Source organism: Actinoplanes sp. NPDC049599, assembly GCF_044465625.1.
Lineage (GTDB): Bacteria > Actinomycetota > Actinomycetes > Mycobacteriales > Micromonosporaceae > Actinoplanes.
The window spans coordinates 241,065-266,083 of the sequence record NZ_JBITLX010000003.1; the positions used below are offsets into that span (position 1 = coordinate 241,065).

30 protein-coding genes are annotated in these 25,019 nt (G+C 68.7%); 7 read left to right on the forward strand and 23 right to left on the reverse strand.

The features are described from left to right. Positions 1–102 precede the first annotated feature (102 nt). The 5 genes from ACIBQZ_RS07330 to ACIBQZ_RS07350 are packed head-to-tail and all read left to right on the forward strand — an operon-like array spanning position 103 to position 4,283. A complete protein-coding gene (locus ACIBQZ_RS07330) occupies positions 103–519 on the forward strand; it encodes a hypothetical protein (RefSeq protein WP_396087598.1) in 417 nt (138 codons plus the stop codon). Then, complete coding sequence (locus ACIBQZ_RS07335; protein WP_396087600.1) at positions 519–1,898, forward strand: hypothetical protein; 1,380 nt, start codon at positions 519–521, stop codon at positions 1,896–1,898. The genes ACIBQZ_RS07330 and ACIBQZ_RS07335 overlap by 1 nt, the downstream gene beginning before the upstream one ends. Continuing rightward, entirely contained in the window at positions 1,895–2,992 is a 1,098-nt protein-coding gene (gene mycP, locus ACIBQZ_RS07340; RefSeq protein ID WP_396087601.1) for a type VII secretion-associated serine protease mycosin, read from the forward strand. Before ACIBQZ_RS07335 ends, mycP begins: the two co-directional genes overlap by 4 nt. Before the next feature lie 11 nt (positions 2,993–3,003). Beyond that, complete coding sequence (locus ACIBQZ_RS07345) at positions 3,004–3,627, forward strand: Maf family protein (RefSeq protein WP_396087602.1); 624 nt, start codon at positions 3,004–3,006, stop codon at positions 3,625–3,627. After that, positions 3,624–4,283 (forward strand): O-methyltransferase, encoded by a 660-nt coding sequence (locus ACIBQZ_RS07350; protein WP_396087603.1) that lies wholly within the window; start codon positions 3,624–3,626, stop codon positions 4,281–4,283. Before ACIBQZ_RS07345 ends, ACIBQZ_RS07350 begins: the two co-directional genes overlap by 4 nt. Before the next feature lie 6 nt (positions 4,284–4,289). Here ACIBQZ_RS07350 and ACIBQZ_RS07355 read toward each other — a convergent pair whose 3' ends face one another. The 3 genes from ACIBQZ_RS07355 to ACIBQZ_RS07365 all read right to left on the reverse strand — a co-directional run bounded on the left by ACIBQZ_RS07355 (position 4,290) and on the right by ACIBQZ_RS07365 (position 6,675). Next, positions 4,290–5,045, reverse strand: a complete 756-nt coding sequence (locus tag ACIBQZ_RS07355; RefSeq protein WP_396087604.1) for an ABC transporter permease — start codon at positions 5,043–5,045, stop codon at positions 4,290–4,292. A gap of 3 nt (positions 5,046–5,048) precedes the next feature. Then, positions 5,049–5,999, reverse strand: coding sequence for an ATP-binding cassette domain-containing protein (locus ACIBQZ_RS07360; RefSeq protein ID WP_396087605.1), 951 nt, complete (start codon positions 5,997–5,999; stop codon positions 5,049–5,051). Positions 6,000–6,099: 100 nt separating this feature from the next. Further along, positions 6,100–6,675: a PadR family transcriptional regulator gene (locus ACIBQZ_RS07365; RefSeq protein ID WP_396087607.1), complete on the reverse strand. Its 576-nt coding sequence runs from the start codon at positions 6,673–6,675 to the stop codon at positions 6,100–6,102. 66 nt (positions 6,676–6,741) lie between these two features. Between ACIBQZ_RS07365 and ACIBQZ_RS07370 the strand changes: the two genes are divergently transcribed. Further along, a complete protein-coding gene (locus ACIBQZ_RS07370; RefSeq protein ID WP_396087608.1) occupies positions 6,742–8,484 on the forward strand; it encodes an acetyl/propionyl/methylcrotonyl-CoA carboxylase subunit alpha in 1,743 nt (580 codons plus the stop codon). Positions 8,485–8,490: 6 nt separating this feature from the next. Here ACIBQZ_RS07370 and ACIBQZ_RS07375 read toward each other — a convergent pair whose 3' ends face one another. The 19 genes from ACIBQZ_RS07375 to ACIBQZ_RS07465 all read right to left on the reverse strand — a co-directional run bounded on the left by ACIBQZ_RS07375 (position 8,491) and on the right by ACIBQZ_RS07465 (position 22,762). Beyond that, positions 8,491–9,060, reverse strand: coding sequence for a TetR/AcrR family transcriptional regulator (locus tag ACIBQZ_RS07375; RefSeq protein ID WP_396087609.1), 570 nt, complete (start codon positions 9,058–9,060; stop codon positions 8,491–8,493). Positions 9,061–9,108: 48 nt separating this feature from the next. Beyond that, positions 9,109–9,981, reverse strand: a complete 873-nt coding sequence (locus tag ACIBQZ_RS07380) for a transglutaminase domain-containing protein (RefSeq protein ID WP_396087610.1) — start codon at positions 9,979–9,981, stop codon at positions 9,109–9,111. After that, complete coding sequence (locus tag ACIBQZ_RS07385) at positions 9,978–10,919, reverse strand: alpha-E domain-containing protein (RefSeq protein ID WP_396087612.1); 942 nt, start codon at positions 10,917–10,919, stop codon at positions 9,978–9,980. Before ACIBQZ_RS07385 ends, ACIBQZ_RS07380 begins: the two co-directional genes overlap by 4 nt. Further along, on the reverse strand, positions 10,913–12,496 hold the full coding sequence (locus tag ACIBQZ_RS07390) for a circularly permuted type 2 ATP-grasp protein (RefSeq protein ID WP_396087613.1): 1,584 nt from the start codon (positions 12,494–12,496) through the stop codon (positions 10,913–10,915). The genes ACIBQZ_RS07385 and ACIBQZ_RS07390 overlap by 7 nt, the downstream gene beginning before the upstream one ends. 110 nt (positions 12,497–12,606) lie before the next feature. Beyond that, the gene (locus ACIBQZ_RS07395; RefSeq protein WP_396087614.1) at positions 12,607–13,857 is read right to left on the reverse strand and encodes a tyrosine-type recombinase/integrase; all 1,251 of its coding nucleotides are present in this window, start codon (positions 13,855–13,857) and stop codon (positions 12,607–12,609) included. Further along, complete coding sequence (locus tag ACIBQZ_RS07400; protein WP_396087615.1) at positions 13,858–14,055, reverse strand: helix-turn-helix domain-containing protein; 198 nt, start codon at positions 14,053–14,055, stop codon at positions 13,858–13,860. Next, the gene (locus tag ACIBQZ_RS07405; protein ID WP_396087616.1) at positions 14,052–14,252 is read right to left on the reverse strand and encodes a hypothetical protein; all 201 of its coding nucleotides are present in this window, start codon (positions 14,250–14,252) and stop codon (positions 14,052–14,054) included. The genes ACIBQZ_RS07400 and ACIBQZ_RS07405 overlap by 4 nt, the downstream gene beginning before the upstream one ends. A gap of 79 nt (positions 14,253–14,331) precedes the next feature. Next, a complete protein-coding gene (locus tag ACIBQZ_RS07410) occupies positions 14,332–15,855 on the reverse strand; it encodes a replication initiator (protein ID WP_396087617.1) in 1,524 nt (507 codons plus the stop codon). Positions 15,856–15,893: 38 nt separating this feature from the next. Beyond that, positions 15,894–16,793 carry a hypothetical protein gene (locus ACIBQZ_RS07415; protein WP_396087618.1) on the reverse strand — a complete coding sequence of 300 codons (900 nt, stop codon included), beginning with the start codon at positions 16,791–16,793 and terminating at the stop codon, positions 15,894–15,896. Continuing rightward, complete coding sequence (locus ACIBQZ_RS07420) at positions 16,790–17,071, reverse strand: hypothetical protein (RefSeq protein WP_396087619.1); 282 nt, start codon at positions 17,069–17,071, stop codon at positions 16,790–16,792. Before ACIBQZ_RS07420 ends, ACIBQZ_RS07415 begins: the two co-directional genes overlap by 4 nt. 18 nt (positions 17,072–17,089) lie before the next feature. Next, positions 17,090–17,641 (reverse strand): hypothetical protein, encoded by a 552-nt coding sequence (locus ACIBQZ_RS07425; protein WP_396087620.1) that lies wholly within the window; start codon positions 17,639–17,641, stop codon positions 17,090–17,092. Continuing rightward, positions 17,638–18,075, reverse strand: coding sequence for a hypothetical protein (locus ACIBQZ_RS07430; protein ID WP_396087621.1), 438 nt, complete (start codon positions 18,073–18,075; stop codon positions 17,638–17,640). Before ACIBQZ_RS07430 ends, ACIBQZ_RS07425 begins: the two co-directional genes overlap by 4 nt. Continuing rightward, positions 18,072–18,470: a hypothetical protein gene (locus ACIBQZ_RS07435; protein WP_396087623.1), complete on the reverse strand. Its 399-nt coding sequence runs from the start codon at positions 18,468–18,470 to the stop codon at positions 18,072–18,074. Before ACIBQZ_RS07435 ends, ACIBQZ_RS07430 begins: the two co-directional genes overlap by 4 nt. Further along, the gene (locus ACIBQZ_RS07440; RefSeq protein WP_396087924.1) at positions 18,467–18,814 is read right to left on the reverse strand and encodes an RRQRL motif-containing zinc-binding protein; all 348 of its coding nucleotides are present in this window, start codon (positions 18,812–18,814) and stop codon (positions 18,467–18,469) included. Before ACIBQZ_RS07440 ends, ACIBQZ_RS07435 begins: the two co-directional genes overlap by 4 nt. Before the next feature lie 767 nt (positions 18,815–19,581). Further along, the gene (locus tag ACIBQZ_RS07445) at positions 19,582–20,040 is read right to left on the reverse strand and encodes a hypothetical protein (protein ID WP_396087624.1); all 459 of its coding nucleotides are present in this window, start codon (positions 20,038–20,040) and stop codon (positions 19,582–19,584) included. A gap of 114 nt (positions 20,041–20,154) precedes the next feature. Further along, on the reverse strand, positions 20,155–20,346 hold the full coding sequence (locus ACIBQZ_RS07450; RefSeq protein WP_396087625.1) for a hypothetical protein: 192 nt from the start codon (positions 20,344–20,346) through the stop codon (positions 20,155–20,157). After that, a complete protein-coding gene (locus ACIBQZ_RS07455) occupies positions 20,343–21,203 on the reverse strand; it encodes an FtsK/SpoIIIE domain-containing protein (protein WP_396087626.1) in 861 nt (286 codons plus the stop codon). Before ACIBQZ_RS07455 ends, ACIBQZ_RS07450 begins: the two co-directional genes overlap by 4 nt. A gap of 114 nt (positions 21,204–21,317) precedes the next feature. Next, complete coding sequence (locus tag ACIBQZ_RS07460; RefSeq protein ID WP_396087627.1) at positions 21,318–22,253, reverse strand: hypothetical protein; 936 nt, start codon at positions 22,251–22,253, stop codon at positions 21,318–21,320. 131 nt (positions 22,254–22,384) lie between these two features. Further along, positions 22,385–22,762 (reverse strand): hypothetical protein, encoded by a 378-nt coding sequence (locus ACIBQZ_RS07465; protein ID WP_396087629.1) that lies wholly within the window; start codon positions 22,760–22,762, stop codon positions 22,385–22,387. A 558-nt stretch (positions 22,763–23,320) separates the two neighbouring features. Here ACIBQZ_RS07465 and ACIBQZ_RS07470 point away from each other — a divergent pair. Then, positions 23,321–24,301 carry an XRE family transcriptional regulator gene (locus ACIBQZ_RS07470; RefSeq protein WP_396087630.1) on the forward strand — a complete coding sequence of 327 codons (981 nt, stop codon included), beginning with the start codon at positions 23,321–23,323 and terminating at the stop codon, positions 24,299–24,301. Positions 24,302–24,305: 4 nt separating this feature from the next. Here the strand turns inward: ACIBQZ_RS07470 and cutA are convergent, their stop codons facing one another. After that, on the reverse strand, positions 24,306–24,842 hold the full coding sequence (gene cutA / locus ACIBQZ_RS07475) for a divalent cation tolerance protein CutA (RefSeq protein WP_396087631.1): 537 nt from the start codon (positions 24,840–24,842) through the stop codon (positions 24,306–24,308). Positions 24,843–25,019: the final 177 nt, after the last annotated feature.

Here is a 25,019-nt window from a genome sequence, read left to right on the forward strand (position 1 = left end):
TAACGTTGCGACTGTCCATAGCCCTGGGTAGGGGCTGCAGCGACAAGCCGTCACAGACTACTCTCGCGGGAGATTTCGCACTCTCGGGGGAGGGCTCGCATCATGATCGCAGACGACGGTCCACCGCCACTGATCGGCAGCGAAAGCTCGATCGAGACGGACATCCGCGCGATGGAGGAGTTCGCCGCGACGCTCGCGAACGAGGTCCAGAACGGCTATGACCCGCCCCTGCAGCAGGTGATCCCGGCCATGATGACGGAGCTGCCGGCCGCCGGCCCCGACTTCCCCGAGCTGCAGAGCTTCCTGCAGCTGCACCACGAGGTTCAGCAGCAGACCTTCTCCAACACGTTCAACTTCCGCGACGGCACGAACCACTTCGCCGTGGTCGCGAAGTCGATCAGCGAGGAGTACGCGTCCAGCGACGCCTTCGCCCGCGCGAGAGTCCGCGACGTCAACGACGGCTTCGACGCGGCGGCCAACCCGCTGCTTAGCGAGACCGGATCGGGGGAGAACGGCTGATGCTGATCGCTGACGGAGGCGGCGGCTACGGCGGCACCCACTGGGTCGCGAAGGAAGTCCCGGCCATGTGGGCGGCCATCGCCAACCAGGACACCGAAGCCCACTACCAGGTGGTCGGCGGCTGGAGCAAGACAGCAGACCTGACGCTCGCCCACCTCGCGCAGGTGCGGGTCTACCGCGACAACCTGGCCAGCGTGTGGCCGCCGGCGAAGAGCCCTGCCGCAGCGGCCTACATCGCCCGCCTGGACAAGCTGATGGCCGACCTCCAGGCAACCCACGACGCGGCGTCCGCAAACTACACGGCATTCTCCACGGTGACGCTGACCCTGAGCCTGGCCCGGCACAAGCTGAAGGCGCTCTACAACACGTACGAGAGCAACGCCAAGCAGAACTTCGTCTGGCAGCAGAAGCAGGAGGCGGCGGAGAAGTCACCCACGCCGACACCGTCACCCTCGCCGTCGGGTGCCCGCAACGTCCCGCCGGTGTCATCGGCGCAGCAGGAAGAGCTGAACCGCCAGGCCCGCGTCATCATGTACGACCTGAGCAGCACGGTGCTGAGCGGCCACTCCGCCCTCCAGAAGCCGAAGCCGTATGACCCTCGGCAAGGGCAGGTCGGCGGCGGGGAAGACGACCGAGGCACCGATGGCGGCGCCGGTGGCTTCGCCGCTCCCCCGGTCATCCCGGCCCCCGGCGGCGGATCCTCAGGAGGATCAGTCAGCCCTGGCTCCTTGTCGCCAACAGGCCCGGCGTCGCCGACAACGCACACCCCAGTCGGCGGCGTGGGCACCGGTCCGATTCTCGGCGGGGTCGGCAACCCGCCGGTCATCTCCCCGCCCAGCCCTGGGCTGCCGGCGCCGGGTCCGGCACCCGCACCGCCCGCTCCCGGGCTGGGTCCGGTGCCCGGAGTCATCGGGACCCCAGGCGCGAGCGGGCTCCTGCCGCCGGGCGGGGTCCCGCCGACCGGCACGAGGCCGCCGCAATCCGGCCTCGTCAAGCCTGGAATTCCTCCCGGCACCGGCCGCATGACGATGCCGTCGGGAGGCGTCATCGGCGCCAACCCGGGCAGCGGAATGATCGGGCAGATGCCGGCCAACACTTCCGGCGGTCGGGCGCCCGGCGCCGGACGGGTGAACCCGGTCGGTGGTGTCATCGGCCAGCAGGGTGCTCGTGCCGGAGTGTCAGCCCATGGTTTGCCTCCGCAGAACGGCCCCATGGCGGGTGCCCCGGGCCGCGGACGCGGCGGACGCCAGGACGGCGAGCAGGAGCGCTGGGACCCGGACAATCCGTGGTCGATCGAGAAAGGCGTCGATCCGGTCGTGCTTCCGCCGGACGACTACGGCCCCATCGATCCTGGGCCCGCCATCGGCCATTCGAGATGATCCGGAAGCTCATCGCTTTGTTCGCGGCGGCGCTGGCCGGAGCCGGTGCCGCCGCTTACGGGACACCCGCTTTCGCGGACCTCCGGGGCGACCAATGGCATCTCGGCTATCTGCACATCGAGGAAGCGCACCGCCTCAGCACCGGAAAAGGCGTCACCGTAGCCGTGATCGACTCGGGCATCGCGAAACACCGTGACCTTCCCGGCGTGGTGAGCGGCACCGACCTGTTCAAGCCCGGCGGCGATGGGCGCACCGATCTGACCGGACACGGCACGAGCATGGCCGGCTTGATCGCCGCGCATGGCGGCAGCCGCGAACGCGCCCTGGGGATCGCGCCCGATGCGAAGATCATCCCGATCCGGGTACTTGGCAAAGGCCGAACTCTGAACAGCCTCGGCCCGGCTCTTCGCTATGCGATCGCCCATGGTGCGAAGGTCATCAACATCTCCCTAGCTGGCGGCATCGACCCGGACGACATCAAGGGCATCCAGGAAGCCCAGGAAGCCGATGTGGTGGTCATCGCGGGAGCGGGCAACAAGCCTGACTCCGTCTCCGTCGCGGCGCCGGCGTTCCTCGAAAGTGTGGTCGCCGTGGGCGCGGTGGATCGCAACGGCAAGAAGGCTGCAATCTCCGTTTCCGGAAAGGCGCTCGACCTCACTGCGCCCGGACAAGACATCGCGAGCACCGGCCGCACGGGCGGCTACATCGTCGGTCAGGACGGCACCTCCGACGCCGCGGCCATCGTTTCCGGCGCGGCCGCTCTCCTGCGCAGCAAATACCCGAACATGAGCGCCACCGAGGTCGTCAAACGCCTGGAGTCCACCGCAGTCGACAAGGGCGCTCCGGGCGTCGATCCGGACTACGGGCACGGCATCATCAACATCGTTGCCGCCCTGAGTGACCCTGCCGCCACCGCTGCCCCGTCGGCGTCCCCCGCGCCGGCGCCCACCACGACCGCCGCGCCCGCGCCCCAGGCCGAAACCAAGCCCGCCGGCAGCAACACTCCCCTCATCGCCGGCGGCGTCGCCGTGCTTGTCCTGCTCGGCGGCCTCGTCGCCTTCCTCCTCGCCCGTCGCCGGGCTCGGGGCTTGTAGCGTTACTCCTCGTGCAAACCGACAACACCCCCCGCCTGGTGCTCGCCTCGGCCAGTCCCGCTCGGCGCGCCCTGCTCCACGCCGCCGGTATCGATGTTGACGTGCATGTCAGTGGCGTTGACGAGTCCGTGGTGGAGACCGACGATCCCGCCGATCTCTGTCTGGCGCTGGCGCGGCTGAAGGCGCGGGCCGTCGCCGCCGCCCTTCCCGCGGATCCCGGCGTTCTGGTGCTCGGCTGCGATTCCGTGCTCGCCTTCGGTGGCGAGATCCTCGGTAAGCCGCACACCCCCGCCGAGGCCGTCAAGCGCTGGCACGCCATGCGGGGACGGTCCGGTGTGCTCTACACCGGGCATCACCTCACCGATCTGGTCACCGGCAAGCAGGCCGAGGAGGTCGGCGCCACCGTCGTGCACTTCGCCGATCTCACCGATGACGAGGTCTCCAGGTACGTCGCTTCCGGCGAGCCGTTGCAGGTTGCCGGGGCGTTCACCATCGACGGCAAGGGTGGGGCCTTCGTCGACCGGATCGAGGGGGACGCCGGGAACGTCATCGGCTTGTCGCTGCCGTTGTTCCGGCGGCTGCTCATGACCTTCGGCGTCACCGTGCCGCAGTTGTGGAGGAACGAGGAAGCATGAGCTACGAGCCGTTGGCGCTCACGCCTGAGCTGCACCAGTACCTGCTGGACCACAGCACGCCGCCCGACCAGGTCACCGCTGAGCTCATTGCCGAGACCCGGGCCGCGCTGCCCGGGGAGGCGAGCATGCAGGTCGCGCCCGAGCAGGCCGCCTTTCTGCGGTTGTTGACCTCGCTCATGGGCGTACGGCAGGCGGTTGAGGTCGGCACCTTCACCGGGCTTTCCTCGCTGTCCATCGCGCGGGGTCTCGCCGAGGGCGGGAAGGTGACCTGTTTTGACATCTCCGAGGAGTTCACCGGGATCGCCCGGCGCTACTGGAAGCGGGCCGGTGTCGAGGACCGGATCGAGTTGCGGGTCGGGCCGGCCGCCGAGCGGCTCCGGGAGCTGCCGTCCGAGGCGTACCTGGATCTGGTTTTCATCGATGCCGACAAGGCCGGTTATCCGACCTACTGGAACGAGCTGGTCCCCCGGGTGCGGCCCGGCGGTGTCCTGCTGGTCGACAACGTGTTGTGGTCCGGCCGGGTCCTCGATCCGCGGAGCGAGGACGACCGGACCATCACCACCTTCAACGACCTGGCCCGCGATGACCCGCGGGTCGAGCTGGTCATCCTGCCGATCGCCGACGGGCTGACGATGGCCCGCCGCCGGAACGGCTGAGCCGGCTCAGCGCACGCTGCGGGCGAACAGCCGCGCCGCCCAGAACAGGGCCAGTGCGGCCAGCGCGGCCATGATGAGCAGCCCCTGCCAGACCGCGGGGGCGCCCAGGTCGCCGAGGAACAGCGCCCGCACCCCGTTCACCGCCCAGGAGAACGGGTTCCAGTCGGCGATGGCCTGCAGCCAGCCCGGGGCGAAGGTCAACGGCAGCAGGATCCCGGAGAGCAGCAGGACGGGCTGGGCCACCGTGTTCATCAGCGGCGCCAGCGCGTCCTCGCTCTTGACCGCCAGCGCCACCCCGTAGGACACCGCCGAGGTCATCAGCGAGATCAGGGCCAGCATCAGGTACGCCAGCAGCAGGTAGCCGATGAACACCCGCAGGTCGAACACGAGCGCCAGCAGCGTGATGATCACGGCCTGGGCCAGCAGGGACACCGTGTCCCGCAGCGACCGGCCCAGCAGCAGGGCGAACCGGCTGACCGGGGTGACCCGGGAGCGCTCGATCACGCCCGCCCGCAGCTCCGCGATCAGGCCGAAGCCCTGGAACAGGCCGCCGAAGATGGCCAGCAGCACCAGCAGGCCGGGCACGAAGATCTCGTACGCCTCGGCGTTGGTCCGCACGCCCAGCGCCGGCTTCAGCAGCGGGGCGAACAGCAGCAGGTACATCACCGGCTGGAAGATGCCGACGAGGATCCAGACCGGGTTGCGCAGCAGCAGCTGCATCTGCCGCTGGAAGATCAGGTAGGTGTCGCGCAGCAGTTTCACGGCTCAGCTCTCCCGCAGCGATCGGCCGGTCTTGGTCAGGAACACGTCGTCGAGGCTGGGCCGGTGCAGCTCGATCGTCTCCAGCGGCACCCCGGCGTTGTCCAGCGCCCGCAGGATCAGCGGGATGGTGCTCGCGCCCTCGTCCACGTACAGCCGGACGCTGTCCTCGTGGGTCTCCAGCTTGTTGACGAAGTCGGCCGAGCCCAGCGCCTCGGCCGCGCGGGCCGGTGCGGCCACGCCGACCCGGACCACGTCGCCGGAGATCTCGCGCTTGAGCTCCGCCGGGGTGCCGGACGCGACGATCTCGCCGTTGTCCATGATCGAGATGCGGTCGCAGAGCGCGTCCGCCTCGTCCAGGTAGTGCGTGGTGATGAAGACCGTCATGCCCTCGGCGCGCAGCCGGCGGACCTCGTCCCACATGTGCGCGCGGCTCTGCGGGTCGAGGCCGGTGGTCGGCTCGTCCAGGAAGACCACCTTCGGCTCGTGGATGATGCCGAGCGCGATGTCGACGCGGCGGCGCTGGCCACCGGAGTAGGTCTTGCACTTGCGGTCGGCATACTCGCTGAGCTGGAAGCCCTCCAGCACGCGCGCCGCCCGGGCGGTGGCGGCCGACTTCGAGATGCCGTAGAGGCGGGCCTGGAGCACCAGCTCCTCGCGGGCCGTCGAGTCGTCCCAGGTGCTGCCGCCCTGGGCCACGTACCCGATCCGGCGCCGGACCTCGCCCGGGTCCTTGCGCAGGTCGGCGCCGGCGATGGTGGCGTCGCCGCCGTCCGGCTCGATGAGCGTGGCGAGCATCCGCAGCGTGGTGGTCTTGCCGGCGCCGTTCGGGCCGAGGAAGCCGAAGATCTCCCCCTCGGCGACGGTCAGGTCGACGCCGCGGACGGCGTCGACGGTCTTCTTCTCGCGGCCCTGGCGGGACATGAAGGACTTCCGTAGCCCCCGCGTTTCGATCATGGTGACCCCCAGTCGTGGGCGGACGGATGCCCGCCACCGGTCGAAAGGCAGCGTAGGACCGTCGATGACCCTAGTCAAACTTGATTATTCAGAGATCAACTCAGCCGGCCGGCTGCTCCGCCGGGACGCGGAAATACGGCTCGTCCTTCTCGATCCGCGCCGCGATGCGCTCGCACCAGCGGATCTCCGCCTCCGCCCGCTCGATCGACAACTCCCACATCCAGCTCACGTAGACCGGCTTGTTGTCGGCCCAGTCGGCGCCGATCAGCGCCTGCAACTGCGTGACGCCGGCGCCCAGCTGCACCGCGCGATTGCGCAGCGCGGCGGTCGCCTCGGCGCGCGGGAGGGCGGGCAGGAACGAGAACGCCGCCATGAACGGATCCGGCGGCGTGGCGACCGACCACCAGTTGCCACGCAGCAGCGACTGGAACTCGGCGGCGCCCTTCTCGGTGATCTCGTACGTGGTGCGGGCCGGCCGCGCGCCCACCTGCTCGGTCGCCACCTCGCGCAGCAGCTCTTCCTCGCTGAGCTTACGCAGGGCGTGGTAGATCGAGCCGGGCTGCACGTTCGCCCACTTGTCGGCGCTCCAGCTCAGCAGCTCCCGGCGCACGTCGTAGCCGTGCACCGGCTGCATCCACTGGACCAGACCGAGGATCATCATGCGGGTCGCCGACATGCCACCAGATTAATAGCCAAACTTGACTGAGCGAATTTTGTCGGTGCGTGACGATAGGCTCAGCCGGTGCGCAAGGTATTGATCGCTAACCGCGGCGAGATCGCCGTCCGAGTCATCCGGGCCTGCAAGGACGCGGGCCTGATCAGTGTCGCCGTCTATGCGGAGGCCGATCGCGACGGGCTGCCCGCGCGGCTCGCCGACGAGGCCTACGCGCTGGCGGGCGAGACCGCGGCCGACACCTACCTGCGCATCGACAAGCTGCTCGAGGTCGCCGCCCGCAGCGGCGCCGACGCGGTCCACCCCGGCTACGGCTTCCTGTCGGAAAACGCCGACTTCGCCCAGGCCGTCCAGGATGCGGGCCTGACCTGGATCGGCCCCACCCCGCAGGCGATCCGCGACCTGGGCGACAAGGTCACCGCGCGGCACATCGCGCAGCGCGCGGGCGCGCCGCTGGTGCCGGGCACGCCCGAGCCGGTCCGGGGCGCCGACGAGATCATCACGTTCGCCCGCGAGCACGGCCTGCCGGTCGCGATCAAGGCGGCGTTCGGCGGTGGCGGCCGCGGTCTCAAGGTCGCCCGCACCTTCGAGGAGATCCCGGCGCTGTTCGAGTCGGCGACCCGCGAGGCGGTGGCCGCGTTCGGCCGCGGCGAGTGCTTCGTCGAGCGCTATCTGGACCGCCCCCGGCACGTCGAGGCGCAGGTCCTGGCCGACACCCACGGCACCGTGATCGTGGTCGGCACCCGCGACTGCTCCCTGCAGCGCCGCCACCAGAAGCTCGTCGAGGAGGCGCCGGCGCCGTTCCTCAGCGACGAGCAGCGCGAGCGCATCCACACCAGCGCCAAGGCGATCTGCCGCGAGGCCGGCTATCACGGCGCGGGCACGGTCGAATACCTGGTCGGCCAGGACGGCACCATCTCGTTCCTCGAGGTCAACACGCGGCTCCAGGTCGAGCACCCGGTCAGCGAGGAGACCACCGGGCTCGATCTGGTGCGCGAGCAGTTCCGCATCGCCGCCGGCGAGCGCCTGCCGTCCGACGAGGATCCGGCCCCGCGCGGCCACGCGATCGAGTTCCGGATCAACGGCGAGGACCCGGGCCGCAACTTCCTGCCCGCGCCCGGCCAGGTCACCACGCTGAGCTGGCCGTCCGGCCCGGGCGTGCGGGTGGACACGGGCGTCGAGGCCGGCAGCGTGATCGGCGGCAACTTCGACTCCCTGCTCGCGAAGATCATCGTGACCGGCGCCGACCGCACCCAGGCGTTGGAGCGCGCCCGCCGGGTGCTCGACGAGACGGTCATCGCGGGCCTGGCCACGGTGCTGCCGTTCCACCGCCTGGTCGTCCGCGACCAGGCGTTCATCGACTTCACCGTGCACACCAACTGGATCGAGACCGAGTGGCAGGGCGGCGTGCCGCCGTTCGCCGGCGCCGCCCCGCCGGCCGAAACAGCGGAACGCGAAACCGTCGTGGTCGAGGTCGCCGGCAAGCGCCTGGAAGTGCGCCTCCCGGCAGGCGCATTTTCCGGTACGCGCACAGTCAACCCAGCCCGCCCACCTGCACGCCGCTCGGGCGCCGGAGCCCAGGCCGCCGGAGCGGGCGGTGCCGCCGCGCTGACCGCCCCGATGCAGGGCACGATCGTCAAGGTGGCCGCCCAGAACGGTGACACCGTCGCGGAGGGCGACGTGATCGTGGTCGTCGAGGCGATGAAGATGGAGCAGCCGCTCCAGGCGCACCGGGCGGGCACGGTCTCCGAGCTGTCGGTTGAGGTCGGCGCCACCGTGACGGCCGGCACCACGATCTGCGAGATCGCCTGACCGCGCTCAGCCGCCGTGGGTGAGGTGGCGCAGGACGGCGCGGGCCGCCTCGTCCGGCAGGTCCGGCATGTCCGGCAGGGCGCCGCTGAGCCAGAGCGTGGCGAATCCGTGCGCCAGCGACCAGGCGGCCAGCCCCGCCTCCTGCGCGTCCGCCGCTCCGTGGCCGTCCGGCAGCTCGGCGACTCCTGAGTAGAGCGCGTCGCCGGCCCGCTCGCGGGCGGCCGTCAGCGCCGGGTCGTCACCGTGGTAGAGGTCCGGGCGCCACATCACCTCGAAGTGGGCCCGGTGCGCCGCGGCGAAGCGGACGTAGGTGACCCCCAGCTCCAGGAAGCTGCCGGTCGCCGCCCGGGTCTCCCGCAGGGCCGTCGCCAGCTGGTCGAACCCCTCCGCCGCCAGCGCCGTGAGCAGTCCCTTCTTGTCTCCGAAGTGGTGCGTCGGCGCCGCGTGCGAGACGCCGGCCCGGCGCGCGAGATCCCGCAGGCTCAGCGCCGCCGGCCCGTCCTCGGCGATCGCCGCCGCGGCCGCGTCGAGCAGGGCACGCCGCAGGTCGCCGTGGTGGTAGCTCTCCTTCGCCATGCCACCAGTCTAAACTTTCCATTGACAAGATTGCCGCGGCTCTGACAGTCAGCGCAGCCGGGTGATCGTCACCTCGACGCCTTGCCCGGTGCTGGCCGGCCCCGCGTAGACGCCCTTCAGCGGCGGCACATCGCCGTACTCCCGGCCCCGGCCGACCACCACGTGCCGCTCCCCGACCGGGACGCCGTTGGTCGGGTCGAAGGCCGTCCAGCGGCCCACCCACCACTCCACCCAGGCGTGACTCTGGCCGACCACGCTGTCCCCGATCGCCGCCGACGGCTTCGGGTGCAGGTAGCCGGACACGTACCGGGCCGGCAGCCCCATCTCCCGCAGCAGCCCGACGGTCAGGTGGCTGATGTCCTGGCACACGCCCTTGCGCTGCTCCCAGGCGTGCAGCGCGTCGCTCTGCACGCCGGTGGCGCCCGGCTGATAGGTCACCTCGCCGCGGACGAACTCGCAGACGGCCAGCGCCGCGGCGTGCGGTGTCGCGTGGGCGCCGCGGATGTCGGCCGCGATCCCGGTCAGCTCGTCGTTCAGGCCGGTCCGCTTGGTCGCCAGCAGCAGCTCGTACCAGCGGTCGATATTCTCCGCCACCGCCAGTTCCTCCCAGGCCGCGCCCTCGCCCTGCTCGATCAGGTCGCCCGGCGGCAGGGTCTCCACGGTGGACGTGGCCGTGACGGTCAGCGCCTCATGCTTGGCGTGCACGTCGAACGCGGTCACCACGGTGCCCCAGTAGTCCTCGTAGCGGTACGTCCGCGCCGGCGGCCACACCTCGACCCGGGCGTCCAGCACGGCCTGGTGGGTCTCGTTGCGCGGCCACATCCGGGCCTCGTTGTAGGACGACGACACCGGCCCGGCGTAGTCGAACCCGCTGCGGTGCTCGATCTTCAACCGCCAGCTGTCCACCACCGGAATGCTCACGTGACCACCACTCCGCGGACCCAGTTGACCGCCGTCGTCTGCCGGAAGTAGCGCCGCGAGACCGCCTCGTTGACCTGCGAGCAGGTCTTCTCCAGGCTGGCCAGCACCGGCCCGAGGTCGTCGATCAGCTCGTCCGCGCCGCGGAACTCCAGGTTGGTGCGGGCCCGGCCGACGATCCGCTGCGCGTCCGTGGCCACCCCGGCCCGGCCCGGGTCCGGCTCCAGATCGGTCAGGCAGCCCTCGGCGGTGGAGAGCGCGGCGAAGACCGAGCGTGGGAAGAGCCGGTCCAGCAGCAGGAACTCCGCCGCGTGGCGGTCGTCCAGCGAGCCACGGTACGTCCGCAGAAACGTCTCCCAGGCCCCGCAGGACCGCAACAGCGTCAGCCACGACGGAATGCTCCCGCCGGCCCGCTCGTGCGTCCGCAGCAGCCGCGCGGTCATGTCCACCCGTTCCACGCTGCGCCCCAGCACCAGGAACAGCCAGCCCTCGTCCCGGCTCATGGTGGCGTCGGTCAGCCCGGCCATCACCGCGCACCGCTCGCGGACCCAGCGGAAGAACGAGTGCACGCCCTGCTGCTCGACCCGCCGGCGAGCGTTGGGCAGCCCGTGCCAGGTCGAGTTGAGACACTCCCACATCTCCGACGAGACCGTCTCGCGGGCGCCGCGGGCGTTCTCCCGGGCCGCGGCCAGCGCGCCGACCACCGAGCTGGGGCTGCGCTCGTCCAGGCCGAGCAGGCCGACCACCCGGGCCGCGGTGAACGGCTCGTCCGCGGTCGGCATGCCCATCACCGCGAGCAACGACCGGCAGGCCTGGTCCTCGCTGGTCCACGGGTCGGCCAGGATGCGCTGCAGGTGCACGTCCAGGATGCGGGCGGTGTCCTCGGCGCGCTCCACGTAGCGGCCGATCCAGTAGAGCGACTCGGCGATCCGGCTCAGCATCGCGGCGGCCCTTCCTGTTGCTGCTGTTGCTGTTGCTGCTGGGAGTCGGCCGCGCCGGCGCCCGGGCCCGGGTCCGGGCTGGACGCCGTGGGCAGCGACGCCGGCTCGGCCGACAGGTGCGGCACCTCGAACGGCGACGTGTCGTCGGCATCGGCCAGCACCCAGGTGTCCTTGGAGCCGCCGCCCTGGCTGGAGTTCACGACCAGGGCGCCCTCGGGCAGCGCCACCCGGGTGAGCCCGCCGGGCAGCACCCAGATCTTGTCGCCGTCGTTGACCGCGAACGGCCGCAGGTCGACGTGCCGGCCGCGGAGCCGGTTGCCGATCAGCGTCGGCACCATCGACAGCTTCACCTCGCGCTGGGCGATCCAGCCCCGCGGATCGGCGATGATCTTCGCGCTGACCGCGGCCAGCTCGGCCTCGGTGGCCTGCGAGCCGATCACGATGCCCGCGCCGCCGGCCCCGTCGACCGGCTTGAGCACCAGCTCGCCCACCCGGGGCATGACCTCCGCCAGCACCCCCGGCTCGTCCAGCCGGTACGTGTCCACGTTGGGCAGCAGCGGCTCTTCGTTGAGGTAGTACCGGATCAGGTCGGGCACGTACGTGTAGAGCAGCTTGTCGTCGGCGACCCCGTTGCCGACCGCGTTGGCGATGGTGACCCGCCCGGCCCGCGCCGCGTTGAGCAGCCCGGCCACGCCGATCACCGAGTCGGCGCGGAAGTGCACCGGATCCAGGAAGTCGTCGTCGATGCGCCGGTAGATGACGTCCACCCGCTGCTCGCCGGCGGTGGTCCGCATCGCCACGTCGTTGCCGACGCAGACCAGGTCGCGGCCCTCGACCAGCTCGACGCCCATCTCCCGGGCGATCAGCGCGTGCTCGAAGTAGGCGGAGTTGTAGACGCCGGGGCTGAGCACCACCACGGTCGGGTCGCTGACGCCGATCGGGGCGGCGGCGCGCAGGGCCCGCAGCAGCATCCCCGGGTACGACTCCACCGGCAGGATCCGGCTGGCGGCGAAGACCTCCGGCAGCACCTGGGCCATCGCCCGGCGGTTCTCCATCACATAGCTGACCCCGGACGGGATCCGGACGTTGTCCTCCAGCACCCGGAAGGTGCCCTGCTCGTCGCGGATCAGGTCGACCCCGGCGACGTGGATCCGGACGCCGTTGGGCGGGTTGATGCCGGCCGCGGCACGCAGGAAGTGCGCGCTGGTGGCGATGATCCGCCGGGGCACCACGCCGTCCGCGAGCACCTGGCCGGGGCCGTACACGTCGGCGAGGAAGGCCTCCAGGGCCCGGATGCGCTGCGCGACGCCCAGCTCGACCGAGCGCCACTCGGCGGCGGCGATGATCCGCGGGACGATGTCGAGGGGGAACGGCCGTTCGACGCCCTTGAGCGCGAACGTGATGCCCTGGTCCAGGAAGGCCCGGGCCAGCACCTCGGCCCGAACGCCCAGCTCAGCGCTCGACAGCGGCTGCAGCGTGGCGTGCAGGGCCTCGTAGTTCTCCCGAGGCATGCCGAGCTCGCTGAACATCTCGTCCCAGCCGGGGCCGAGGCGGTACTCCTCGAAAAGATCCGCCATGGCCTGACCCTACGGGCGACGCGTTGCGCGCGGGTAACACTGGTCACGACTGCTGCACGTCCGACATGAGGTGGGCCGCCGGTACGGGACCAACTGGTTCGATCATGCCACTATGCTGCGGTTTCTTCCGTGTTGGCGGGGTCCAGGCCGTCATCAGGCCGCCTGGCCGACCGGTAGCCGAACGCTTGGTCGATCGCCTTGCGCGTCCGTTCCTCGCTGCTCGGCATGAGATGCGTATAGGTCCGCAGTGTGAAACCGGGGTCGGCATGGCCCAGGTAGTTCGCGAGGGCCTTGATCGACTCACCTGCGTCAAGCAACGTGGAGGCGTAGAAGTGACGTAGGGCATGCATCCCGTTCTTCCTGTCCTGCGGGATACCGGCCCGGGTGGCGGCGGGCCACCAGATCTTCTTATTGAGATCACCCCGATTGATGGCCCCGCCATGGACCCCGTAGATGATCAGGTCTGCCGCGACCGGCTTACCCGTCGGCGTTTCCCACGGCAATGCGATCGATCGTGGCAGAAACTCCGCGATGTGTTCGCGAAGCCGTTCGGCAACCGACGAGGGAAGCGGAACCTCGCGGGTCTTGCGGCCTTTAGGCTCCGCGAATGCCAACTTTGCGCGAACAATCTTGATTTGCCTCCGGACGCGGACGATTTCCTTGTCGAAGTCGATGTCGTCCAGAGCAAGGCCCAGGACCTCTCCTTGCCGCATACCGCAACCTGCACCCAAGTCGATCAGCACTTTGTAGCGGCGAGGGAGATTGCTTCTCAGCGCTTCAACGTGCTCAAGCTTCCAGGGCACGACGCGGACAGAACGAAGCTTGGGCGGTTTGGCACTGCGCGCCCTACACGGGTTCTTCGTTATACGGTCGTCGTCAACCGCAGCGTTGAGGATGGACGAGACGTTGCTGAATGCCACCGATCGGAACCCGTCCGACAGCCCAGCCACTTGAAGACTGCGGTCAAACTGTCGGATATGTTCGGGCCGGACAGCGGCCAACTCGAGATGGCCGAGCTTCGGGATGATGTGTCGCCGTAGCCGCCGCTCGGTTACTTCTCGCGTCGACTCGTCGAACGTCTGTTGTTCCATCCAGCGCTGTGCATACTCGGCGAATGTGATCCGTCCGGCGATCGGATCCACGAAGGAACCTCGGAGTCGACGCGACTCAACGTCGGTGAGGTAGTCCTCGGCGGCCTTCTTGTGCCGATCGGGGAAGGATTTCGACCGCTCCCTGCCGTCAGGACCCTGGTAGCGCACGCGATACCGCAGCCCTTTCCCATGCAGCGCCGTCTTTACCCTTACCGGCTTATCGTCATCTACCGCAACGGTTCTGAACCAGCGGTCTTCGATGTGTCCCATCTACGCGGCCTCCCGGGTCAGCGCCGCGAACCATTCCCGGACGGCGGTGGGGTCGTATCGAAGGTGCCGGCCAACCCGTCCGGCGGGCGGGCCGTAGTGGCGTTTGCGCCAGGCGTAGAGCGTTTGGACAGGGACGCCGAGGTATTCGGCGACCTGGTCGATGTCCCAGAGCGCTTCGAGCGCGGTCAGTCTGGTCATTCGTCTCCCTTCGCGGTGACGGTGATGTAGACGCGAATCTCGCCGGTGCGGCTGGCGTGGTGGGTGCTGGTGCGGCAGGTCGCGCGGTCGCCGTAGGCGGTGGTGAGCTGGGCGACGAGCGCGGCCCGTTGGGCGGTGACGACATCGGCCGGGCCGATGAGCCGGACAGCGAGGATGGGTCGGGGCCGTGCGGGCATGGCTTCTCCCTCAGACATGGGGTGGGCTGGTTAATCTGTGTCGCTGTGCAGTTGTCAAGGAACGGTTGACACGTACGTGTCAGGCTGCGAGAGGGAGTGCCGAGGTGACGGTGTCGTCGTCGGCGTAGTCGCGGGCAGCGTCGGCTCGTCGGCGGGCGGCGTCGGCGGCTGAGTTGGCGAGCAGGGCGTCGCCGGTGGTGATCCAGCCGGTGGCGTGGTAGCCAAGCCGGTACACGACGAGGTCGGCTTCCTGCTCGTCCCACAGGTGCGGGAACCCTTGGGTGCGCCGCCAGATGGTGCGCTGATGGCGGATGAAGCCGTAGGTGACGGAGAAACCGCGACTCTTGGTGGTGATGTGCCCGCCGCAGCCGAACTGGTGGGCGTAGCGGCGTAGCCGGTGCCAGCCGTCGGCGGTGCCGAGGTCCCAGCACGCTTGAATGAGGCGGCCGAGGTGAGTGTCCGGGGTGGCGTGCAGCTCAATGGTCAGGTCATCGATGCGGCGGAACACTTGCCCGGTGACTTCGGTGCTCTTAGTGACGTACTTGGCGAGATAGCCGGTCAGCTTGGCGAGGTTCTCGTCACCGCCGGGGGCGTTGATGTGCTTGAGGTCCAGGCCTTGCCTGCCCCAGGCGATGCGCCAGCCCTTGCCACCGTTGGCCGGGTGCGGGGCGCTGACATACGAGGTTTTGCGGAACGCGGTTTCCAGGACCTCGGCGAACATGGCCCGGGTGACGACCTGGTCGGCGGGCACGATCGCCGTGGGGCAATCCGGGTGGTAGCCGTCGAGGCGGATCACCGCGTGGTAGTGGATGACGCCGCGTGCCTGCCATTCGTAGACCTTGACGTAGCGGCGGCGCAGGGTGACGCCGAGACGCTTGCCGAGGCGTTGCAGGTCGCGGTCGGCTTCCTGGATGGTGCGTCGCCACAGTTCACGGGCTTCGTGGTTCCAGACGACCTGTCCGGCGTAGTCGTAGCAGTCCAGGCACAACGGTTGGCCGAGGGTCGGATCGGATGCCTTGTGCCGGGCGGTGCAGCGTGTCTCGATGCTGTGAGGGCAGGGTTTGCCGAACGGGTGGCATACCGATGGCCGGCAGGTGCAGGTGTCCTTGCTGCGGCAGTCGGCCGCGTGGGTCTTGACCACCCGGTGGTGCACCGTGCCGAAGGAGGGGGCGGTGGCGGTGAGGAACACGGCGAGGTGCTGGCCCAGTGGCGGCAGGCCCCAGCGGTCGCCACGGAGTCCGGCGGCGATGAGGTGGTAGGTGTCGCGGCGGTAGACCTCGGCGCAGGACGGGCAGACGCTGGCGCGGCGGTTGCCGCACGGGGTGTAGATGGCGCCGTCGGGCATGGTGTCGGTGTCGATGGAGTGCATGAGGCTGCCGTCGGGGTTCTTCACGTCGATCTGGCCGGTGAGCCGGATCGGGTGTTTGCAGGCGGCGGCGCCCTGGACGTGGTCGAGCCATTCGGGGTAGTCGCTCGTTCGGGCACGGCGGCGGGCGGTGATGACTTCGCCGGGGTCGAAGCCGAGCCGGGCGTCCGGGTGCGGCGAGGTGCTGGCGGTGGGGGTAGCCCACGGCCAGGTCTCGGCGTTCTCCCCCGTGCCCACAACAGATGTTGTGGGCGCGAGAGGCAGCGTCGAGCTGGTCATGCATTGGCTCCGACAGTGCTGCCGTTGTGCGGCCGGGTGGTGGCCGCCGTCGGCGGGTTGTCACGGAGTCGGGTCAGAATGTCGGTAGCGATCGGGGTGGGTACGCGGAGTCGGACCGCAAGTTGGTTGGGGTTGATGTCTTCGCCGTGTTCGTCGCGGTGCGAGGCGACGATGGTGCGTGCGTTGGACAGCAGTAGCTCCGGGAATCGCTGATCGACCGGCGCGGCCGGTGCCGGGGCTGGGAGGGTCGCGGGTGCGGCCGGGGTGTTGTCCGCGGTTGCGGGTGCGGTGGACTTCTTGGCCGGTGTCCGTGCGGGTGTCTTCTTCGCCGGGGTTGCTTTCTTGACGGGTGTGGCCCTGGTCTTCTTGGGTGCGGCGGCCGGGCGGACCTGTGCCTGCGTGGTGTCGGAAGACGTGGCAGGGGAGGTGGCCGGCGTGTCAGCCGTGACCGGGTTGAGGGTGGGCCGGGGTGGTGCGGTGGCGGTGAAGACGAGCTTGGACAGAGCGAAGAAGGCCAGCGCGGGCAGCGCGGAGACCATCCAGCCGAACGGGGACTTCTCAGCGACGGCGAGCTGCGCGGTCAGCGAGACGCCGACGGCGGCCACGAGCAGGCACATCGAGTACCGCACCGACGCGTGACGGTTGGCACGGCGTCGGCGGCCGATCTCGATCAGAGCGGCCATCGGGATGAGTTCGCTGATGATGGCGTTGGCCCAGCCGAACCAGTCGGGGGTGTCGGCGGGACTGTGGGCGAGGGTCCAGTCGTGGACGTGGGTGAAGGAGGCTGCTCCGGCCATGAGGCCGACGAGCAGCACGATCAGGAGCAGGACGCCGTCCTGGAGACGGTCGGCGCGGGCAGGTTGGGTGTCCGTGCGGTGCACGGGTGTGGTGGTCATGTGTGCCGTCCGGGGCGAGGCGACGGACGGCGATGCGGAGGCTGCTGCGGCCGGGGTGCCGGGGTGTTATGCGGGCGGGCGGCAGCGGTGTCGGTGGTGTCGGCGTAGAGGGAGAAGCCGAGAATGGTGATGTTGTGGTAGCCCTGCCGGGCGAGTTCTTCGTGAACGCAGGCGAGTTCTTCCATGGCGGCGATACGCCACTTGAAGTTGAAGTCGACTCCGGCCATGCCGAAGCCCTGGTCGTTTTGGTAGGCGAAGGAGATGTAGTAGCGAGGCATGGTGGGCCGTCCTTGCGGTCAGGCGGTGAGGTCGGCGTAGGCGATGACTTGCCAGGTGGCGAGGGCCACGGCGATGGCCTCGATGACAGAGGCCGCGATGAGTGCGGGGTGGGTGGGGCCGGTGGCCCAGTACCAGCCGATGGCGGTGGCCGCCGGGAGGATGAAGACGGTCAGGTCGACGCCGAGTTGGATGCTTTTGCGTTGGCGGCGGCGGTGGTCGCTGCGGTGCGCGGTTTCCCAGCGCAGAACGTCAGCGCCGGTCAGGGCGCTGAGGCGGGGTGCGAGATCGGTGCGCAGGTAGGCGCCGATGGCGGTGACTTTCTGGTCGTTGACCAGATACGTCCAGCCCAGGGCGAGGGCGACAGGTGGCAGCAGCAGCGCCACCGACGATCCGGCGAACTTGGTACCGCCGGCCACGGCGGCGATCGCCACGATGAGGGAGTAGATGAGGTTGTCGCGGGCGCGGATGCGGTCGCGTTGTTCGTCCTTGAGGGTTTTGAGTTCGTCGCGGAGCACGTCGAGGTGTCCGCCGTCGTCGGCGGCCGTTGGCGGGGTGTGGTTGGTGGTCATGCGTAGACCTCCGGGTCGAGGGGGATGACGGCGACAACGCCGTGGCAGCCGTCGCAGAAGACGGCGGCGAGTTTGAAGGTTTCGAGGTCGGCGGCCAGGTCGGCCGGGGTGTCGTAGTTGGCGGGGTAGACGGCGATGCCGTCGCAGTCCTCGCAGGCGGGACCGCAGGCGGGGCAACGTTCGTAGAGTTCGCCGAGGACGTCGTCGCGTCCGGCGGGCATCTGCCGGTCGATGCAGAACCGGCAGTGGAAGAGTTGGGCGTGCAGCAGTCCGGCGGCCATGGCTTGCAGCCAGGTCGGGAACGCGCTGCCGAAGGCGCAGCACGGGCAGAAGACCGTCCAGGCGAGGAATTGCTTCGAGGTGGCGGGCGACCACGGGTCGCCGTAGGCGTAGGTCGCGGCGACGCGGACGCGTTGCTGATTGAGGAGACTCATCGGTGGTCTCCGTCCGGGCGTGCGGCGCGGGCGAAGCCGGTAGCGCCGATGGTGCTGCCGTCGAGGTCGCGGATGGTGCCGTAGGGCATGAGCAGGTCGGCCCGGTCGGGGTGGGCCAGCGCGACGAGGGTGGAGACGATGTACCAGGTGTCGGTGCACGGCTCGGGTAGAACGGTGTTGTCGGTGTCGGAGACACCCAGGGCCACCCGGTGTACCGGGTAGCCGATGTCGGCAGGGTCGGGGCCGAGGTCGCGTTGTCCGAACCGGACGGTGCGGTGTTCAGGGGACGGCGGGATGACCGCGATGGCGGTGACCGTGGCGGGGTCCACCCGGTCCGGGGTGCCGACGGGGTAGAGGTGCATCGGGTGCGGGGTCAGGTTGACGAGCTGGCTCATGAGACACCTCCGGGGGTGCAGTCGAGGCAGGCGCCGGTCCGGCGCGGGATTTGGTAGGGCTTGAGCTGGTCGCAGGCTGGGCAGACGCGCTTGGCGCGGTTGGCCTTGTCCAGGGCCGCCAGTTGGGCGGCGGTCGCGGTCCGCTTGGGGAGCGCGAGGTCGATGCGGTAGAGGTAGGCGACGCGCTTGCCGCGACGCCACATCAGTTGCGCGGCAACGGACTGCCCGCCGGGACGCAGGTTCCGGGCGTGGAGTTGGCGCAGGGTGGCGTAGCCGTCGGGGGCGAACTTGAACGGATAGGTCGGGATGCCGAACCGTTCGCCGGTGGGGTCGTAGAACACCATCGGGTCCTCCGATTCATCGGCCGGCGCGGTGTCGGCCTGGTCGTCGCCGTGGTTGCACGGCTGGCCGAACGAGGGGAATTCGTAGGTGTCGCGGTCGATGCCCTCGGGCAGGAACGCGGATTCGCAGACGCCGCAGACGATCGGGCCGAGTTCGAAAACCGTTGCGGAGAGCCGGATCTTGCGGGGGCACTCGCACTCGGCGGACACGCCGTTGTTGTTGTTCGTGCGCTGTTTGCCGTCCCCGGTCGGTTCGGGGTGCCGGTAGGCGCGCAGAGCGGCACCGAGAGCGCCGATGGTGGTGGCGTAGTCGGCCGACGCCGTGTCGGTGAGGGTGCAGGGTGAGTAGCCGAGCTTGTCGTCCTTACGAGCCGACAGGCCGAGCTCGGCGGCGAGGGTGGCGAACTTCTTGTTGTGCCACCGGCCTTGGCGGGAGGTGTCCTGGATGCCGCGCGTGTCGGCAAGGCCGTGGGTGGCCTCGTGCAGCAGGGTCGTGAAGACCTCTGCCGGGGTGCGGGACAGGCCCTCACCGGAGACCAGGACTTCGGGGAGTTGGGTGTCGCCGGACTGCCAGCGCAGTGAGGCGAAGTGGCCCCACTTCATCGACTGGCTGCCTGTGGCAGGCGAGCCGGAACCGACGATCAGAACAGCGTCGGGAACCTCAGGGTGACGGGCACGGATCGCGGCCCAGGCGGTCTCCAACGCGGTGAGCAGACCGGCGGTGGTGAAGGTCGGTTGACACGTACGTGTCACATCAGCGATTTCGATGGTCATCGGGTGCCGCCGTGGATGCGGTCGTAGTCCTTGGCGGCGGCGTTGAGTGCCAGGACGACGTGCAGGCCGTGGCGGTGCGGGTCGTCGTTCCAGACGAACGGCGACAGCTCCAGGTCCAGGTCGATGTCTTGGTCACCGGACAGCCGGCACATCGGTTCGGTGCGGGCGAGGTAGTCGCAGAACACGTTGGCGGCGCGGCGGAAGTCACGGGTCGCCTCAGCACAGGCGAGTGGGTGGTAGAGGCCCTGACGGTCGCCGTAGGCGGCCATGGCGATAGCGCCGATGACATCGGCGGGAGGAAACGGGTTGGTGTCGGTGCCGCCGTAGTAGGCGCCCCGGTGCCAGCCATGCTCTTCGAGGTATCGGGCTGCTCCGCGCAGGATGTCAGCCGGGGTGACGGCAGCGAGTCCGTCGGTGTCGGCGGCGGGAGCGGTCAGGTTTTGGGTACGGTGCATGACGCCACGTCCTTTCGTGGGCGGTGGTGGTGGCCGACGGGCCGGTCCGGCTTTCTCAGGGCTTTGGGGCCGGTTCGTCGGCTGTTCCTATGGGGTCGTGCTGGTGGTGCCGGTTCAGCGGCCGGTGGCCGCGCGGGTGGCGAGGTATCTGCCGAGGCGGCCGGTCGGGCAGCGGCGGCAGGTGTTCGTGTTGCGGGCGAAGTGCCAGGGCTTGCGCCAGGTCCGGCAGGACGCGCAGCGGATAGCGACGACGCGAGCCGTCCGGTCGATACGGATGCGCGGGATCAGCGCGGCGATGCTGGTCATGCGACGGCCCTCAGTTCGGTGGTGAGCTGGTTGTCGCGGGCGGTGCGCCGCACTCGGGCGGCGTAGTCAGCGACGCGGATGATGTCGGTGTCGGTCATGTAGGCGGCCTTGACCAAGGCGGGGATGCCGCCTTCAGCGATGAGTAGCCCGCAGCCCTGGTTGTTGGGGTCGACGGTGTTGGAGGAGAACCCTCGGGCGGCCCAGCCGTGACCAAGGACGATGTCGGAGGACACGTCGTTGGTGCAGCGGCCGGCGAACCGCCAGGCGAACAGGTCCCGCAGCGACGGCGGGATGATGTCCGACGACGGGCGCTGGGTGGCGGCGGCGACGATGACACCGAAAGCGCGGCCCCGGGAGACGATGTCGCGGAGCAGTTCGGAGAACCGTTCCCGGCGGGGCTTGTCGCCCGCAGTGGCCGAGAAGTAGGCGATCTCGTCGATGGCGACGAGGATCTGCGTGAAGAAGGTGTCGCCACGCAGGACCTTGCGGCGCTTGTTGCCCAGCAGGAACGTCGATCGGTTGTCCATCACCGCCTGAACCCGTTCCAGGGTGGCGATGGCCAGTTCCAGGTCCGGGCCGACGAACACGTCGGCGCAGTCCATGTACAGGCCGAGTTCGACCTGTTTGCCGTCGAGCAGGCACAGGTTCACGTCGTGGCACAGGGCGGCGGTGCCGACGATGGTGTTCAGCAGGGCCGACTTACCGGCGCCGGGCTCGCCACCGATGAGGATGTTCTTGTAGATCATCGGCAGGTAGACCGGGTGGCCAAACTCGTCGATGCCGAGGAACACCGGGTCGAAGATGGACATCAGCGTGCCGACCGGGACACTCGGCCGGGCGGCCAGTGGGTTGGTCATTGGTCGGGCTCCGATCGGATAGACGGGTGTGTCCGGCGTGGCACTGGTGACGGGTTGTCGAGGCCACGCCGGAGCGCACGGGTAAGGGGTTTGACACCTACGTGTCAAGGGCGGTCAGGCGTAGTCGCTCGCGTCGTACTCGTCTGCGGGCGGTTCCGGTTTACGCGCGCGTCGCGGCCGGGACTCGGCGCTGTTGTCATCAGGTGAGCGCTTGAGGCTCTGAGCCGGAACGTCGACCAGGTTCACGCCGGTCGGCGGCAGCGCGGGAGAGACCGGCGCGGTGGCCGGCATGTCGTCGGGGACGTAGTCGGGCAGCGGCGAGACGATCGTCGCGGCCAAGGGTTCACGGCGGGTGATGTCCACCCGCAGCAGCGCGGCGTACTTACGCGACGCCCGGGTGACGCGGGCCTCGTTGGCCCAGCACGCGACGGCCAGCTTCTGCACCTGGCCGTCCTGCTCCAGATCACGGATCGACAGGCCGGGACGCAGCCACACCCACACGCGTTCACCGGCCGGGGTGGGCCGGGCGAGCAGGATCAGCGGCAGCGTGCCGGTGCGGTTGGTGGCGATGAACGCGGCGAAGCACATCCGCAGCCGATGCCGCACGATCAGGCACCACAGCGGCGCCAGCACCCAGTACCGAGACTTGGCGAACGCCGCCGGGACGCCGACGCCGACGGCGACGAGGACCAGGGCGAGCCACAGCGGGGTGGCTGACATCAGCCACGTCCAGCCGTACACGACGGCCAGGCTCAGCCCGATCTCGGGCAGCCAGTGCCAGATGATCCGCAACACCGGCCACGCCACGATCAGCGCGAACAGGACCGCACCGAGCACGACACCGGCGACAATGCCGAGCAGGCCACCGAGGATCGGGTGCATGTAGTGCGCGGCGACCGTGCCGGTCAGCAGACCGACGGTGAACAGGGTGACCCAGAACGCGATGATGGCCTTACGGCGCTGGCTGTAGCGGGTAGGGGCCTCGATGACCGTGACGGTCTGGCCCTTGTTGGTCGAGCCGAACATGGCCCGGCGAGTAGACTTGGGCACGACGATTCCTCCCCTTCAAGGGGGCTCAGGGATTGTTCGATGAACAGGTGCGGGGCCGCTCTTGGACGCCAATCTCTTGGCGGCCCCGCTTCCTGCGGGTCAGTGGCTCAGGAGCCAGGCTCGAATCGGGATCAGGCGGCGACCGGGACGGTCGTCATCGGGGCGGACACCACGTCCAGGCCCATGGCCTTGAACGCCACACCGTTACGCGAACGGCCGTTCTGCTCGGACACCCAGGGCAGGGCCTCCAAGTCGAGCGGCACGACCTGGTCGCCTTCCTCGGCGGCCGGCTTGTCGGCGGACACGACGGTGATGTTGAAGACCGCGTTCCACTTCTTGCCAGCGGAACGACCGCGACCGTAGATCGGAGCGGTCCACAGCGGCAGACCGGTCTCCCGGTCCATCTTCTGCGCACCGGTCTTGTCGTCGCGCTTCGGCGTCACGTCGTCCGACAGCTCGAAGATCGTGTTGGTGATGTCCAGCATCAGACGGGGCTGGTTGATCGGCATAACTGGCTCCCTAGGAGGTGTAAGGCTCGCCCACCATGGACAACTGCCTGCGACTCAGTATGCTGACTGAGTCAGTCAGCGTCAACCCTCGATTGGCTGACTGAAGCTAGGATGCCGCGTCATGCGGCCCGCCTTCATGCCCCTCGCGGGGGTACCCATCATGGGTAGGATGAAGCGATCCGCGTTGATGTGCCGGAAAGGACGGGGAGCCGACCAGTGCAATTACCCCAACCGCCAGCAGCAATCCCTCCAGCGATACTGGAGCGGGCCGACGTACGCGAGGCCATTGGACGGCACGACTTCGGCCAGCTATTCGCACTCGCCCGAAAATGGGCTGGAATCAGCTATTCTCGGATTGCCGAATCCTGCGGAATCAAGCCCGAGAGAGTCGGAACACTCGCAAGGGGCTTGGGAAACATCACAACCTACGAGAAAATCGTAGTCATTGCCGATGGGATGAGAATCCCAGGACATATGCTCGGACTAGCGGCCCGCCCATGGGAACACGTCGAAACCGACGCATGGAAGATCAACGACGACAGCCGAGGAGGTGAACCGGTGCAACGAAGGGACTTCTTGCGGGCGTCGCTGGCAGGGGCTACCGCGGCGCTCGGACTCGGCGGCACGATCGAACAGGTCGCTAAAGGCAGAGTCGGAGCGGACCTACCCTCAATTCTGCGGCAGAGAACGGCACGCCTCCGCAGACTCGACGACGTCCTCGGAGGCGGCGACACGTTCCGCTTGTATCAGGCTGAGTACGAGACCACCAAGGCGCTCGTCAAGAGCGCAAGCACGACAGAGACCGTGGGAAAGGAGTTGCTCGCTGTCCTCGCTGAACAGGCACAGCAGGCGGGCTGGGCCGCGTTCGACATGGGCGATCATGCCAGAGCAGTGCAGCTCTACAAGGAGAGCCACAACCTTGCTACCACCGCCAACAGTGATTCGCTGGTAGGCAACTCATTGGCCTTCCTCGCCTACGTAGAAATTCTTACCAACCCCGCAAGCGCTGTGACCATTGCCGAACAGTCCTGTTCCGCTATCCGCCCAAGCGCTCCCCGCAGTGCCCGAGCGCTCCTGCATGAGCGACGAGCTTGGGCACACGCCGTAGCCGGCAACGCCTCAGCCGCCGATGCAGCGCTAACCGCAGCAAAAGAAGCGCTACGCGAAGAAGAACAAAGCCCTCAACCCGACTGGTCGAGTTGGGTCGATGAGCAAGAGCTTGAGATCATGACTGGCCGATGCTGGACGGAATTGCGGCGCCCACTCCGCGCAGTTCCAGTCCTCGAAAAAGTCCTGCGAGGCTTCAACGACACCCACGCGCGAGACAAGGCCCTCTACTCATGCTGGCTGGCAGACTCCTACCTCATGGCGGGCGAAGTCGAAGCAGCCGCTGGTGTAGCGGCGAACGTTTTAACCCTGTCAGCGGGTGTTTCCTCCGTCAGGCCACGGCAACGCCTTAAGCCCGTGCTCGAAACACTGCAATTGAACCGCAATGTTCCCGAGGTGCGTGCCGTTCTAGAGCAAGCTAGCGGGATCTAGACCGTCAATCCTCTTTTACACTCTTGCGCAGCCACTCCAGGCAGTCAGCAGATCCAGCCACAATCGGAATTGCTACAACTTCCGGGCTATCCCATGGATGGTGCGCCAGCAGGTACGCCTCAAGATCCGCGTAGGTACTGGCACGCGTCTTGAGGAGAATCCGCCACTCTTCACCCGTACCGAACTCTCCAAGGTGCCAGAACGCAGACAACACCGGTCCGACGATCTGTGCCCCTGCGGCAAGCTTGTTCTCTACGATTGCGCGTACGAGTTTTTGGGCCTGGTCTCTTGTCTCGACTGCTGTAGAAACTTGCACGAATTCGTAGCTAGCAAGCGCGGCTGCCTGTTGGCGCGGCGACCGACCCTCATTCCAGGCGATGATGGTTGATGGCGACCACAGATGCGTGCGACCAATCGTCTTAGTAGGCTCGGGCATCTGCCCACGGTTCCGATAGGAACTGACCGTCCCGATAACAACGCCAAGGTATTCGGCAACGTCGGAGGTCGTCCACCACTCCGCATCAGGGTCAGGCTTCGTCATCACGAAGACCATTATGGCAGCGGCAGTAGCTAGACAACACCGTTGGGACGCTCCGAATCACCGGGGTCACAGCGGGAAGGCCCGGCAGCATAGTCTGTGAGAAGTTTCTATACGGGTTCAAGGCGGCCTGCTTCGCAGGCCGCTCGCGCCGCCCAGCAGGGCCGGGCCGGAGGCCCG

Coding starts and splice junctions, on each gene's coding strand:
- ACIBQZ_RS07465 (WP_396087629.1), bottom strand. CDS start 22,762: ATGCCGATCAACCAGCCCCGTCTGATGCTGGACATCACCAACACGATC.
- ACIBQZ_RS07350 (WP_396087603.1), top strand. CDS start 3,624: ATGAGCTACGAGCCGTTGGCGCTCACGCCTGAGCTGCACCAGTACCTG.
- ACIBQZ_RS07335 (WP_396087600.1), top strand. CDS start 519: ATGCTGATCGCTGACGGAGGCGGCGGCTACGGCGGCACCCACTGGGTC.
- cutA (WP_396087631.1), bottom strand. CDS start 24,842: ATGACGAAGCCTGACCCTGATGCGGAGTGGTGGACGACCTCCGACGTT.
- ACIBQZ_RS07395 (WP_396087614.1), bottom strand. CDS start 13,857: ATGGGACACATCGAAGACCGCTGGTTCAGAACCGTTGCGGTAGATGAC.
- ACIBQZ_RS07450 (WP_396087625.1), bottom strand. CDS start 20,346: ATGACCAGCATCGCCGCGCTGATCCCGCGCATCCGTATCGACCGGACG.
- ACIBQZ_RS07440 (WP_396087924.1), bottom strand. CDS start 18,814: ATGGTGTTCTACGACCCCACCGGCGAACGGTTCGGCATCCCGACCTAT.
- ACIBQZ_RS07425 (WP_396087620.1), bottom strand. CDS start 17,641: ATGACCACCAACCACACCCCGCCAACGGCCGCCGACGACGGCGGACAC.
- ACIBQZ_RS07415 (WP_396087618.1), bottom strand. CDS start 16,793: ATGACCACCACACCCGTGCACCGCACGGACACCCAACCTGCCCGCGCC.
- ACIBQZ_RS07455 (WP_396087626.1), bottom strand. CDS start 21,203: ATGACCAACCCACTGGCCGCCCGGCCGAGTGTCCCGGTCGGCACGCTG.
- ACIBQZ_RS07420 (WP_396087619.1), bottom strand. CDS start 17,071: ATGCCTCGCTACTACATCTCCTTCGCCTACCAAAACGACCAGGGCTTC.
- ACIBQZ_RS07375 (WP_396087609.1), bottom strand. CDS start 9,060: ATGGCGAAGGAGAGCTACCACCACGGCGACCTGCGGCGTGCCCTGCTC.
- mycP (WP_396087601.1), top strand. CDS start 1,895: ATGATCCGGAAGCTCATCGCTTTGTTCGCGGCGGCGCTGGCCGGAGCC.
- ACIBQZ_RS07385 (WP_396087612.1), bottom strand. CDS start 10,919: ATGCTGAGCCGGATCGCCGAGTCGCTCTACTGGATCGGCCGCTACGTG.
- ACIBQZ_RS07365 (WP_396087607.1), bottom strand. CDS start 6,675: ATGTCGGCGACCCGCATGATGATCCTCGGTCTGGTCCAGTGGATGCAG.
- ACIBQZ_RS07445 (WP_396087624.1), bottom strand. CDS start 20,040: ATGCACCGTACCCAAAACCTGACCGCTCCCGCCGCCGACACCGACGGA.
- ACIBQZ_RS07330 (WP_396087598.1), top strand. CDS start 103: ATGATCGCAGACGACGGTCCACCGCCACTGATCGGCAGCGAAAGCTCG.
- ACIBQZ_RS07400 (WP_396087615.1), bottom strand. CDS start 14,055: ATGACCAGACTGACCGCGCTCGAAGCGCTCTGGGACATCGACCAGGTC.
- ACIBQZ_RS07360 (WP_396087605.1), bottom strand. CDS start 5,999: ATGATCGAAACGCGGGGGCTACGGAAGTCCTTCATGTCCCGCCAGGGC.
- ACIBQZ_RS07430 (WP_396087621.1), bottom strand. CDS start 18,075: ATGAGTCTCCTCAATCAGCAACGCGTCCGCGTCGCCGCGACCTACGCC.
- ACIBQZ_RS07390 (WP_396087613.1), bottom strand. CDS start 12,496: ATGGCGGATCTTTTCGAGGAGTACCGCCTCGGCCCCGGCTGGGACGAG.
- ACIBQZ_RS07435 (WP_396087623.1), bottom strand. CDS start 18,470: ATGAGCCAGCTCGTCAACCTGACCCCGCACCCGATGCACCTCTACCCC.
- ACIBQZ_RS07405 (WP_396087616.1), bottom strand. CDS start 14,252: ATGCCCGCACGGCCCCGACCCATCCTCGCTGTCCGGCTCATCGGCCCG.